Annotated in this window: 10 protein-coding genes and 1 pseudogene; 2 read left to right on the forward strand and 9 right to left on the reverse strand. The window is 43.7% G+C overall.

Annotated elements, in window-relative coordinates; genetic code table 11:
• From cas10d to VB714_RS05470, 4 genes are all read right to left on the reverse strand, one after another.
• Positions 1-1,217: type I-D CRISPR-associated protein Cas10d/Csc3 (cas10d, locus tag VB714_RS05455; protein WP_323221953.1), on the reverse strand; the 1,217-nt coding region annotated here is incomplete at its 3' end.
• An 85-nt stretch (positions 1,218-1,302) separates the two neighbouring features.
• A complete protein-coding gene (gene cas3, locus VB714_RS05460) occupies positions 1,303-3,420 on the reverse strand; it encodes a type I-D CRISPR-associated helicase Cas3' (RefSeq protein ID WP_323221955.1) in 2,118 nt (705 codons plus the stop codon).
• 140 nt (positions 3,421-3,560) lie between these two features.
• Positions 3,561-3,764 carry a hypothetical protein gene (locus VB714_RS05465; protein ID WP_323221957.1) on the reverse strand — a complete coding sequence of 68 codons (204 nt, stop codon included), beginning with the start codon at positions 3,762-3,764 and terminating at the stop codon, positions 3,561-3,563.
• A 689-nt stretch (positions 3,765-4,453) separates the two neighbouring features.
• Entirely contained in the window at positions 4,454-4,714 is a 261-nt protein-coding gene (locus VB714_RS05470) for a hypothetical protein (protein ID WP_323221958.1), read from the reverse strand.
• 64 nt (positions 4,715-4,778) lie between these two features.
• Between VB714_RS05470 and VB714_RS05475 the strand changes: the two genes are divergently transcribed.
• The gene (locus VB714_RS05475; RefSeq protein ID WP_323221961.1) at positions 4,779-5,720 is read left to right on the forward strand and encodes a WYL domain-containing protein; all 942 of its coding nucleotides are present in this window, start codon (positions 4,779-4,781) and stop codon (positions 5,718-5,720) included.
• Between the two features lie 69 nt (positions 5,721-5,789).
• Here VB714_RS05475 and VB714_RS05480 read toward each other — a convergent pair whose 3' ends face one another.
• The 4 genes from VB714_RS05480 to VB714_RS05495 all read right to left on the reverse strand — a co-directional run bounded on the left by VB714_RS05480 (position 5,790) and on the right by VB714_RS05495 (position 9,981).
• Positions 5,790-6,287: an HNH endonuclease gene (locus VB714_RS05480; RefSeq protein WP_323221962.1), complete on the reverse strand. Its 498-nt coding sequence runs from the start codon at positions 6,285-6,287 to the stop codon at positions 5,790-5,792.
• A gap of 112 nt (positions 6,288-6,399) precedes the next feature.
• Entirely contained in the window at positions 6,400-6,975 is a 576-nt protein-coding gene (locus tag VB714_RS05485; protein ID WP_323221964.1) for a TIGR04376 family protein, read from the reverse strand.
• 65 nt (positions 6,976-7,040) lie between these two features.
• Positions 7,041-8,267: a hypothetical protein gene (locus VB714_RS05490; protein ID WP_323221966.1), complete on the reverse strand. Its 1,227-nt coding sequence runs from the start codon at positions 8,265-8,267 to the stop codon at positions 7,041-7,043.
• A 127-nt stretch (positions 8,268-8,394) separates the two neighbouring features.
• A complete protein-coding gene (locus VB714_RS05495; RefSeq protein ID WP_323221968.1) occupies positions 8,395-9,981 on the reverse strand; it encodes a sensor histidine kinase in 1,587 nt (528 codons plus the stop codon).
• Between the two features lie 242 nt (positions 9,982-10,223).
• Here VB714_RS05495 and mutL point away from each other — a divergent pair, with 242 nt between their 5' ends.
• Positions 10,224-11,909, forward strand: coding sequence for a DNA mismatch repair endonuclease MutL (gene mutL / locus VB714_RS05500; protein WP_323221970.1), 1,686 nt, complete (start codon positions 10,224-10,226; stop codon positions 11,907-11,909).
• Between the two features lie 97 nt (positions 11,910-12,006).
• On the opposite strand, the pseudogene VB714_RS05505 reads toward mutL, so the two are convergent.
• Positions 12,007-12,317: pseudogene (locus tag VB714_RS05505) on the reverse strand (photosystem II q(b) protein); the annotation flags it as partial.

Raw genomic sequence — 12,317 nt, forward strand, 5'->3', positions numbered from 1 at the left:
CATGTAATATACTCGGGAGAATTAGCAAAAAATTCCTTTTGCAGAATAAATAATAATTCTGCAAGGCGATCGCTGCGTAAATCTGCACCGCGAGAGAGTTGTTGTAATTCCTCTTCACTCAATCCCAATTTTTCCAAACGTTTTGGAGTCGCTGGATTTTTCAAATTGCCTACTTTTGTGTCAATAACTTTAGAAAAGCCACGAATGAGTTGAGCAGGAGCAAACAATTCTAGAGTTTGAGGGGCAATTTTTAAGCCTTTTCCATCTCGCTTAAATCCGATTTCACCTCCGAGCATTTTAGCACTAAGTAATTGACTGATTTGCTGCCAAATCAAGGTTTGCAATTCTTCCCGTTTTGGCAATTCTGCTTGAGGAGGGGCAAGATAGACGACTCCTTGGGCAAAATAGAGAATAGGCTGCCAATCTAGCGATCGCGTAAAATATAACGTTGCATTGTGAATACCATTTGTGAGGATTCCTAGAGTATCTCGCAGGCGATGATAAATGAGCCGCTTGCGGATGCCGAGAAAGCGAAGATGTTCGTGCAAGCGCTTCCCTGTTGTTGAAATGTCGATTTCGCCAGGGTCTTGTATATGTACGGCAATATCGCCAAAAGCAAGGAGACGACGTAAAGGGAGTTGCAAGCGACGGCTTTCAATTTTAAAAGGCGGCCAGTTTGCGGGGATGGGATTTGCACCAATCTTAAATTGCGTATTTTGAGCGAGATAGGCAATTTCTGTGAGATATTCCGACCACTCTGGCCAGAATTCTGTAAAATTTAACCGTTCCCCTAGTTGTTGACATAAAGCAAGAATATCCTCTATTTCGTAGGCTTTTGGGGCATCTTCACCCTCTCCGTTGCAGTATTTGTTGTAATCGTGGAGAGTAATTCCCAAACAAAACAGATACTTTTCCTCATCGGTTAAAGCAGGATTGAGAAAAGGAGTGAGATTCCAACCCACGAGTAAAGCATTCAAAACATGAACGAGCAAACTTTGATCGGCTTTTTTTGCCCAACGTTGGGATTTTTCTACAGCTTTCGGATCGCCAAGATCGTTTAAAATCTTTTTATGAATCTCTTCCGATCCTCCCAAAGCAGGTAAATCAGCAAATTCTCGTTCCATTGCCGGAACAATAGTGGTAATATAAGCGCGTAAAATAGGGTCGGTCTCTGCGGGTAACGTTTCCAACAGAACCGTTTGTAAAATTGTTTTCATGGTTTGTGTCCCTGCGATCGGGTTATTTATAGATTACAACTGTTTTTTTTCAGCCCATAGTCAAAAAATGACAACAACTCGATTTTTAGAAAATTAACGATTGAGGTTGAGTCTGATAAAACTTTTTCAATCGCCAGTTGAGGGCATTGAGTAGTAAGGCATCATGGTTAAAAGCACAAGCATAGGCTTGTTTTGCGCCATCGGTGAGCCGATAAAGTCCAAATAGAGGATTGAGATGGAGATGGCGACTCACTTGCCAATGACTGTTCTTGTTGTTGCGATCGACGGGTACAAGGAAAGTGAGAATTTCTCGCTGGCTCAAACAACTTTCGACTTCTGATTGAGGATGCCCAATAACGATTAAATTATCGATGAGAGAGAGTTGTCCGGTTTTTAGTTCGCGACTATCGCGATCGCAAGCAAAACTCAGATTGCAACGCTCGTCCAGCCACTCTATTATTTTCAAATAAACGTGAATGTGAGGTTTAGGAAACTCTTCCTCTCCGTGTCCCGATCGCATCGCAGCATTGAGAAAAGTTTGGCGATCGCAAAGTTCCACTAAGGCATAGGGGAGAAGTCGCAGCAGATCGTAGGTGTAGAAGCGATCGCCGTCCCAAACAGCCCCTTGCAAGGCAGAACTCCCGCGAAAGCGCAACAGTTCGTTACGAATGGCTTTACCTGTATCAATACGACCCAGTGCGTACCAACGTTTGCGGGTTGCATCCAGTTTATTCCCATAAATCCTGCGGAAATCCTCGCTCATGCGATCGCGCACATTTTGACTCACTTTTTGATTCTCTTGCGCCATGCGATCGAGCATTCCTCGGGCTTGCAAGGATCCCCAACAATTGCGATATTCTGCAAATTCTCGCGGTGATGCAAATGCTTCTTCAATGGCATCCCGCAGGGTTTGGCGATCGACGCTTTGCCCTGCCGTTAATTTCTCTTGTAAGCGAGCCATAACCCAAGGAACACGACCAGAAATTAGGACAAAAGCATGATAGGCTGAGAATCCAGAATGTCGCCCCAAACGTCCCAATCGCTGCACCACAGTGGCTGCATCGCTACTCTCACAAATGAGAAGATGAATCTTAAAATCGACTCCCACATCTACGGCTGAAGTTGCCACCACGAGAACCGGGCGATCGCTTTTCTGCAATACGGTTTGCGTCTGTCGTCGGGAGAGGCGATCAATGCGTCCGCTAATTTCTCGCACCTCAACTTCTGGCAATAATGTTTGCAATTGTCGAACAACTCGATTGACCATTGCCACCGAATTAAGAATAATTAAACCGCGTCCTTTTGCTTCAGTTTCGAGTAGATTGGCAATTTTAGGTGCATTTTCAACTAACCAATTCAGGACGCTATTTTCCTTTAATTCCACAAACTCTAAACTCGCTGGTTGGAGAATGGGTCGATAGCCGGGTGTTGCTTCGCTGGCATAAATTCCCTCAATTTCAATAACGTTGAAATCGGCTTTTTTTAACTGTTCGATAAAGCTAAATTTGGGAGTTGCTGAGGTAAAAAGAAAGCGACGAGGCTTTTGTTGGGTGCGGCGAATCAAGGCTAAACTATTGAGAACGGCTGCTTCTTGATGCGCTCCAAAAATATGAAATTCATCGAAGACCCAAACATCCGGAAATTCTGCCAAACTCAAGGGGAGCAAATCCAAAGCATAAGCTGGATCGCGATATCGGAAATGAGTGATGTAATGAAGTAAATCCGGACTGGCCAATAAAATTGGTTTGGTTTGGATAGCGAATAAGAGTTCTTGAAAGCGATTGCTCTCGAGTTCTTCCACTCTCCGGCTCAATTCTGCCCCAAAGAGGCGATCGATCCGTTCTTCTGGCTCTAAACCAAAGAGTTTGTGATAGGATTTTTGCTGTTCGGTTTGGTCTTCAACTAACTCGATTGTGGGATAAAGTCCCATCATGCGAAAATTGCGATCGAGCAGACTGGGAAGGGAAGCTGCTAGAGATTTTCCGTCTCCCGTCGCACTGGTGTTAAAAATGATGTCTGCATTGCCAGCAGTGAGACTGGCATGAGTTTGCGCTTGATGGGAGGAGAGGGGACAAGTATAATCGGATGGCGGTTTGAGAGCAGGAGCGCATTCTCGCACCAGACACGAGGTATTGCACCCCAATGGACAATCGCCGATCCCTGCATTAAGCTGGGAAAAGAGGGGTTTCAATTCAATTTTCATTTTCGCTTTGTTAAGGCTGATATTTTTAGCGTAATACCCTTGCCGAGATACTCATAGTCAAAAAATGACAACATCTCGGCAATTTTGGGAGCAGTGCGATCACCTTTCTTTAAATCGAGCGTACAGTCGATGCGATCGCATCACGCTGCACTGATTTCGGGTGCGATCGCTGCATCATAGTCCTCTGGGTACTGCGAAGGGTTCGCAGATGGATTATCAGATGCTTTCAGATTCGCTGAATCCTTTGCAGACTCGGGTTTGGGGGGACGAACAATATAGCGTTCGTCAATTTCAAAGCCTTGTTGGCCTTCCCTGAGAAAGGAAAGTTGGATAGAATGAGGCATAGTAAAACATCCTGCCTTGTCGCAGGGATTAATTTTTGGGCGTTGCTTGAATGTGGTAGTTTGGGCAACGTCTTTATTTTTAGCACATTTGCCCTTGTTTTGGCAATATATACTTTGTTCTTGGACTTCAATGCCTACACTTTATATACTAGAACCTTTTTATACACGCCATATACTAGAACTGAAAAATTTAGTGTTAGTATTATTCCAGAGGGACTGAAAAATCGGCTCAACAAGCACAAATGAATCCTGTATCGGGACTGAAACCTAGTATATTTGGTGTAAGCTCGTAGTCCCTCTATTCAATTTTTATTAATACAAATATTCTGTGTTCAAGGTTAAGCTGACAAATCAAGAGACCGTTTGGGTATCCTTAGAGGATATCGAAGCATTTTTGGAGGAGAATCGGGAGTTGATTCAAATTCAACGCAAACCCATGCCAAAACGGAGACAAGCCAAGTCTTGACAAGCGATCGCGCAATCTTGAATTATAAACCCCACCAAGAACTCAAGTTCTTGGCTCATAGCTCAAGCAGGCTAAAGCCAGCTAAACCTGAAGAAACCTTAACCGGCTTAAGCAGGTTTAAGCTATAAGCCTAGGGTTTGAACCCTAGGCAGTTGACACCAATGGTTATGCTATTGCTACAGCCTACGGGTAAGGAAATTTGCTGCTGTACGGCAGAAGTGCATCAAAAAAGTCTAAGTTTTCGTTCCTGTTCTTGCGGTTGAGATTCTCTCTCTAGTGGTTCTCCTTGCCAGCCCCCAATCACTTCCTCAAAAAAACCGGGTTGCCATCCTGCTTTTTCAGGATGAATGACGACTTCAGGTTCTAATACTCGTTCCAAAATTGCCAGCACTTCCTCTTCCAAACTGCGATCGCTGGCTCGTGCGAGAGCTTCGAGTTGCTCCATTAAACTCGGCTTAATTTTTTCTAAAATAATACGCGCCATCAGTTTTAATCTGCAATTCTAACTTTAATTATATTCCTCTAACCGCCGATTACTCAAAGGTGTTATGACATCCACGAAAAGCGATCGCTACAGTCAAATAGCCTTTGCCCTCGAAATTCTCAGACTCCTCGCCGAAAAACCCCGCAAGCGAGAGGAACTGGGGGAACTGCTCGATCGCTTCCTCGATCGCAACGACAAACCCTCCGATGATGTCCTGCAAAAACTCACCCGCACCATTCGCAAATTAAGAGAGTGCGGTTTCTCAATTGATAGCGCCCCCAATCGCCCTTATGTGCTACAAGAATCGAACTTTCCCGTACTTTTGTCCCTGAAACAGCGAGAGGCTCTCTCACTTGCCGCAGATATTCTCTCGCAAATGGGATTTACTGGGCAAGCCGGACAGATCAAAAATATAGGCAGGCTCTCGGAAAGCGATCGCTCCTCTGATATTCACTTTGATTTTAGTCCCCCCTTTGACTACGGCAAAGATATCGACCCCGAAATCGTCACTAAACTCCAAGAACGATTGGAACAAAAATACAGGTATACAATTCTCTATCGCGATAGCCAAGGAGAGACCCTCACATGGGATCTCGATCGCTCGGAATTACGCTTTCATAACGGTGTCATGTATTTATTCGCCCACGTCCCCGATACTCGCCACAAAAACGGACTCTTTGAGAAAAATCGCCTTTTCCGTCCCGATCGCATTCTCAGCGTGGGAGGAATGTCGGATACGCGCTGGTTAATGTCAGAATTTCCTACCTGCACCATTCGCTATCGCATGAGTGGGGCATTGGCAAAATACAAACCCCGACGCGATCGAGAAGAAGTTATACAATACAATAGCGAATCTGTTGACATTAAAACCACCGAAGATTATATTTTTTGGTTTCGCCAAAGAATCATGCAATATGGTGCTAATGCAACAGTTTTAACACCTGATTGGTTGCGCGAAGACTTACACCAAGAACTAAAAAGAACTTTAGATCATTATCAGAATTAATAAAAACACGGGGATATAAACGATCGCCGCGATCGCCCATCTCGTTAACCACAGTTCATTAATACTTAACTAAATCCCAATTGTATATTTTTGCCATTCCTGATGATGGCCGCTACGAATAGAGCGGGCAATCTCAAAATATAGGCTACTATAGGGACGACGAGGTTTAGAAAGCAGAGGCATACTTGCTTCATCTGGGGTACGGCTGCCTTTCTTGACATTACAGCGAACGCAGGCCGCAACTAGATTTTCCCAACTGTCCCCACCCCCGCGAGAGCGTGGATTAACATGATCGAGGGTTAAACTATCCCCCTTGTAATAACAATATTGACAAGTGTGGTTATCGCGTTCTAAGATGTTCCTCCGGGTTAAAGGAATTTCCTTGTAGGGAACTCGAACATAATAACGGAGGCGAATAACCGTGGGAATGGGAAATCTAGTCCGCAATTCCGCTTTTTGGTATTCCAGTTGCTCGGCTTTTCCTTTGAGCAACAAAACGACCGCTCGTCGCCAAGTGGTGATATTGAGCGGTTCATAGGAGGCGTTTAACACCAGAACCTTGCCCATTTTTCCTCAAAAAAATTTTGTGCAAATATATCACAGATGGTAGCACAAGCTCGCAAAAAAAAATGTTTGCGGGTCAAATTGTGGTATTTAGTATTATTCTCTCGCCACGCCATTATTTCCCGATATCCCGCTTTATTTGCTCGATTTCCTCATCCATTTCCCATTGACGGAAGCGATCGTCTAGGGGATCGTATCCCGTGTTAATACTACGATATGCCCCAGCTCCTTCCCAACCGGAAGTCGAACTCGATGGTGGTGTTTGAGCCGGCGATCGCACTGCTTCGGCAGCTTTTGCTTGCACTTCTTTACGTTTTTGTTGAGTTTGTTGTAATAATTCTTTAGCTTTGATGAGATTTTGTTTGACCCCTTCCATTTGTCCCCATTTTTGATTACCTTGACGCAGAAGAGCAGCTTCTCGCTCTTTGGCTGCTTGAGCTAAGTCCTCTCTACCCGAGCTTTCTGCCTTACTGATGCGCTTATGCCACAGTTCGATATCCTTGGCGATCGCCAGAATTTCGTCTTGAATTTGCTGTTCTTGACGTTGCAAATTTAAGATTAAGCGGCGAGTATCTTCTTCTTGTTCTCTCACCTGTTCCTCGATCGCCTGGAGTTCCAAATGGGGATTATCCCGCAAAAACTCATCTAAGCGATCTTCTAGAAATTTACCAAATTCATCAAATAAACCCATTTCAGTTATTAATTAGGGAATAGGGAATAGGGAATAGGGAATAGGAAGATAGACAAGTTATTCTTTTAGAAGATTTGGCCAACATACACGGAACGAATTTCGCCATTACGTCGAATCACTGCCGTTTGACCTTCGATCCGGACTAATGACCAGCCACTCCCACCGATCGCTTCCCCGATCGCAATGCGTTTGGTTGAGTTCTCAATGCGAAAAAGAGCCACAGAATTGTCTCCTGCATCAAGAACTCCTGCCAGTTTGATATCATTACTTTCTTCGACAGCAGGAGGATTCCCCAGAGTCTCTAAGGGTAATTCTAACTCATCAAAGTTCGGTAAATCATTAGCGCGATAAGCTCCTAATCTTTCTTGAGGGGGTTCCGGGAGAACTGTTTTGCTGGTATCAACAGGGGTTGGCGATACACTGGGTTTAGGTTGAGGTTTCTGAGGTGAAGGAGTTGAAGTTGCTGAGGGAGTTGGGGAAGGTTGGGGGGTTGGGGAAGGTTGGGGGGTTGGGGAAGGTTGGGGAGGGACAACTGCCTCTGAGAGGCTATTTCGGGTTGTAGAATTGGGATTGGGGGGATACACGGGAATATAAACCCGTTCGATGACTTGGGGTACAGAGGAGCCAGTTGCAGAGGTTTGGGCACCGCGATCGCCGTCGGGGGTGGGAAGAGATGCGGTTTGTTGGGCTTGAGGGGTTTCGGGTTTACTGGCGATGACTTTCAGCGATCGCAGCATATACTCGATAAAGGGAGCATCTTCCGAAGCAGGAATGACGGGATTTTTAGATTCGTTTTGTGGGGTCGGAAGAGTTGGTTCTACTACAGGTTCTTTTCTCTCCAATCCTCCCCGAGTAAAGAACCAAATCCCAACACCGAGCAAAGATAAACAGGCAACACCAAATAAAATCTTATCCGCGTGTTGGCCGATCTGAAAGGAAGAGGTGTTTTCTGTGGGGGAAGATTGGGCTTTTTTGGCTTTATTTTTCTTTAAGGAGAAACGCGATCGCGGTTTTTCCTTTCTGTTTTCAGATTGACTCCTATTCTCTCCACTTTTTGCCAACTCCTCAGTGGGGAGGGTAATCGAGGGAACTACAACAGATTGTAGGGTGACATACTCGGCTTTTGCGGTTTGGGTGGGGAGTTGACCGTTCCCCTCTAAAAGCATATCGATGTCTGAGAAAAGATCGTCCATCAACACATCGGCCTGTTTTTCTAGCGATCGCCCTTCGAGTGCGACAGATTTTGTATAAAGACCTACATTTTGCGTGTCGGTATTATTCTCCTCGGACATGGTTGCTCCCTCAAGTCATTCGTGATTCCGATGTTTGCATGGGATTTTCTCGCGTGTGACGAAATTTCTCCCAATGAAACGATAATATAGCATTTCCTCAAAGTTGAGTCAGGAAAAGCCGGAAAATTCAGAGGGTTTGTTCGATGGGTAAGGCGATCGTGAATTCCGTACCCCCTCCTCCTCGGGAATGACAGCGCAATTCCCCGTGATGTTTTTGCATGATTTCATAACAGATTGAGAGTCCCAGTCCCGTCCCTTTGCCGATCGCTTTAGTGGTGAAGAAAGGATCGAAGATTTTCGCTTGAATTTCTGGTGCAATACCAGGACCATTATCGCGAATGAGAATTTGAACGCGATCGCCGTCCCTCGTTTGAGTAACAATCTCAATTTGTTTGTTTTCATTATCAGTTTGGGCAAGCAACGCATCGATCGCATTACTCAAAATGTTCATAAAAACTTGATTGATTTGTACGGGATAACAAGCAACCATCGGTAAATCTCCATATTGCTTAGATATTGTGATTTTATTATTCAGTTGACTGCTCAAAATTAGCAGCACACTTTCAATCCCTTGATGCAGATCGACTTTTTTGATTCCTACTTCATCGAGACGAGAAAAAATACGTAGAGATAAAATCAATTCTCGGATTCTCTCCGTACCAACTTGCATGGATTTTAAGCATTTCGGCAAATCCTCAATCAGGAAATCTAGATCGATGTCTTCAAGTTGTTTTTTAAGACTATTGGACACTTTTGATTCTTTATTTTGATAAACATTAGCGATTTTTAACAGGTCTGCAACATATTCGCTGACATAGGCTATATTGCCGTGAATAAAACTGACGGGATTATTGATTTCATGGGCCAATCCAGCAACCATTTTTCCTAGACCGGACATTTTTTCATTTTGAACCAGTTGAGATTGTGCTTGTTTAAGTTCGTCTGCTTGCACCTTATAACGTTGTTCCGAAATTTGTAAATCTTGGTGTTGGGTTTGGATAATGCGATCGGCACGCTTGACAATTAAAAACAAAACAAGATAAAGAATACTTAAAATTAGGGTACAAACTAGCGTGACCGATCGCTGAAGCTGCCCTATTTTTGTGTAAAGTGGCGTAACATCACTATAAAGTTCGAGAACTCCCTCAATTTCTGCACTATTTCTGCCTCTTTGAATGGGAACATAGCTAGAGAGTAATTGTCTATCTTGAATTCGTTCAGCAAAAGCACTAAATGTTTCTCGATGACCTAATTTTGTTTGAAGTTGTCCCGATCGCGCGGCAATAAATCCAGAATAATCCTCTTTATAGTCTCCTATTTGCTTGGGTTCTGTTGAAAAAATTATTCGTCCTGAGAGAGAGAAAACTTTTACTTTAACAACAGGCAATCCTTCCATCTGATTGAGAATTTTTTGCCGTAGTAGTTCGGTTTCTGGATGGCTTTTGAGTTCCTCATTGCTCAAATCAGTGGTAGAATCAACAAAATCCGAAAATTCCGACCAAATAGTATTGGAGAAACTCTTTGCTAAAGCAACATTATTTTCTTCTCCTTTTTCGATGAGAATTTTAATTGATTGTTGTCGATAAAACTCTCCCAATACTACAATCACAATTGAGAAAGCTGTTAAACTAGCAATAGAGAAATAGCGGATGAGTTGAAAGCGATCGATTTTCTGGTTAGGGGAAGACAAAGGAGATGAAAAAGTAATTTGCATTTTTAAACCTCACATTTTTATTGAAAAAAAGAGCAATCAAGAGTAGGAAAAGAAAAAATTGTCGCATTTCTTAAACTGGTTATTATAGTTAGAATATCGTTTTTAAATTCCTATTTCTATTTTCAATAAATAAACAGTTTTGTCAATGTTTTTTCCACGTTAGCAACAAATTGTCAAGAAGTTGTGAAGTTTTGCAGAATACGAGAACAAAAAGAAGAAGGAAGCTGTTAATATTACAAATTATGAGCCCAACGATTCAATCTCTCCCCCCCGAAGTTATTAATATTATTGCCGCCGGAGAAGTGATTGATTCTCTAGCTTCTGTGGTGCGGGAATTGGTGGAAAACGCCATTGATGCGGGGGCGACACGCTTAACTCTTTCCATGTTTCCCGATTTGTGGCGAGTACAAATTGCCGATAATGGTCGAGGTATGGACTTGACAAATTTAAGATTTTGTGCAAAGCCTCACAGTACCAGTAAGATTTACACGGCTGAAGATTTATGGAAGATTACCAGCTTGGGATTTCGCGGGGAAGCCTTACATAGTTTGGCGCAGTTGTCAGAGTTGGAAATATGCAGCCGATCGCAGTTAGAAGAAGCAGGATGGCGCATAAAATACGATCGCGACGGGAAACCCATTCAGGAAGAAATAACCGCGATCGCCCCCGGTACCATTGTCACCGTCGCCAACTTATTTGGTAATATTCCCGTGCGTCGTCAGGGTTTACCCGCAAAATCCCAGCAATTGAAGGAAATTCAAACAATTATTCACCATTTAGCCCTATGTCATCCTCACATCGCTTGGCAAGTTTGGCAAGATGAACAACTCTGGTTTAAGATTTTTCCTAGCAAGACAGTCAAAGAGATTATTCCGCAATTTCTCAAGCGCATTCATGCCAGCGATCTGCACTATTTAAGTGTTGATGTTAATCCCGAAAATGCCCCTTTATTCCCCGCTAAAATTGAATTAGCCATCGGTTTACCCGATCGCTGTCATCGCCGCAGATTGGATTGGGTAAAAGTGGCCGTTAATGGTCGTTTTGTGCGATCGCCGCAACTAGAACAAACCATCATTTCTAGTTTTGCCAAAACTTTACCCCGCGATCGCTATACCTTGTGTTTTCTGCATTTAACTCTCGATCCAGGTCAAATTGATTGGAATCGCCATCCCGCAAAAACTGAAATTTATCTCCATAATTTGGACTTGTGGCGAGAAGAAATTGGCAAGGCGATCGCCCAAAGTTTGCGAATGAGTCCCACGGATTTAGGGACAACTGTAAATAATCAACGTATTGGCAAACTTCTCAAAGTTTCTGAAGAACAAGCAGGCTATCATCTCGATCGCAGGATTGAACCGCAAGCTACTATCAAAAATGAAATGGGTTTGATGGCATTACAAGCCGTCGCACAGGTCAGTAAAATGTATATTGTTGCCGAACATTCCGGGGGATTATGGTTAGTGGAACAGCACATCGCCCACGAACGAGTATTATACGAACAATTGCAGGATGCTTGGCAACTCGTACCCATTGAACCGCCGATGATTCTCAGTCAATTAACCCCTTCTCAAGTGGAACAATTGCAGCGTATTGGTTTAGAAATTGAATCTTTTGGGGAAGAAATGTGGGCAATTCGGACGATTCCCGAAATGTTAGCAACGAGAAGCGATCGCGTTGATGCAATTCTAGAATTAAGTTGGGGAGGAGACATCCGAGAAGCGCAAGTTGCAACCGCTTGTCGCAGTGCAATTCGTAATGGAAAACCTTTAACTGTACCGGAAATGCAAACCCTTCTCGATCGATGGAAAAATACGCGAAATCCCCGCACTTGTCCCCACGGTAGACCAATTTATTTATCCCTAGAAGAATCAGCTTTATCGCGCTTTTTTCGCCGTCATTGGGTCATTGGCAAGAGTCACGGCATTTAATTTAACAGCATTTGATAGGTGATTAAAAAAGCCCTCCATCCGGAGGGCTTTGATTAGATTGTCTTAGAATCGAAACACTCTAAGCTAGTCTTTCAACTTAACCGTTGATAACAGGAGCTTGGAGAGCAACAGGTGCAGATTCGCCCGCCGCTAAATCTAAGGGGAAGTTATGAGCATTGCGCTCGTGCATAACTTCAAATCCTAAGTTAGCGCGGTTGAGGATGTCCGCCCAAGTGTTGATGACGCGACCTTGAGAATCAAGAATAGATTGGTTGAAGTTGAATCCATTCAAGTTAAATGCCATGGTGCTGACACCTAAAGAGGTGAACCAGATTCCGATTACCGGCCATGCTCCTAAGAAGAAGTGCAGGGCGCGAGAGTTGTTGAAGCTGGCATACTGGAAGATTA

The sequence above is a fragment of the Spirulina sp. 06S082 genome, from assembly GCF_034932145.1.
GTDB lineage: Bacteria > Cyanobacteriota > Cyanobacteriia > Cyanobacteriales > Spirulinaceae > CCY15215.

Excerpts from the sequence above, each read along its gene's own strand:
- cas3 (WP_323221955.1), bottom strand. The coding sequence starts at position 3,420 with ATGAAAATTGAATTGAAACCCCTCTTTTCCCAGCTTAATGCAGGGATC.
- VB714_RS05465 (WP_323221957.1), bottom strand. The coding sequence starts at position 3,764 with ATGCCTCATTCTATCCAACTTTCCTTTCTCAGGGAAGGCCAACAAGGC.
- VB714_RS05470 (WP_323221958.1), bottom strand. The coding sequence starts at position 4,714 with ATGGCGCGTATTATTTTAGAAAAAATTAAGCCGAGTTTAATGGAGCAA.
- VB714_RS05475 (WP_323221961.1), top strand. The coding sequence starts at position 4,779 with ATGACATCCACGAAAAGCGATCGCTACAGTCAAATAGCCTTTGCCCTC.
- VB714_RS05480 (WP_323221962.1), bottom strand. The coding sequence starts at position 6,287 with ATGGGCAAGGTTCTGGTGTTAAACGCCTCCTATGAACCGCTCAATATC.
- VB714_RS05485 (WP_323221964.1), bottom strand. The coding sequence starts at position 6,975 with ATGGGTTTATTTGATGAATTTGGTAAATTTCTAGAAGATCGCTTAGAT.
- VB714_RS05490 (WP_323221966.1), bottom strand. The coding sequence starts at position 8,267 with ATGTCCGAGGAGAATAATACCGACACGCAAAATGTAGGTCTTTATACA.
- VB714_RS05495 (WP_323221968.1), bottom strand. The coding sequence starts at position 9,981 with ATGCAAATTACTTTTTCATCTCCTTTGTCTTCCCCTAACCAGAAAATC.
- mutL (WP_323221970.1), top strand. The coding sequence starts at position 10,224 with ATGAGCCCAACGATTCAATCTCTCCCCCCCGAAGTTATTAATATTATT.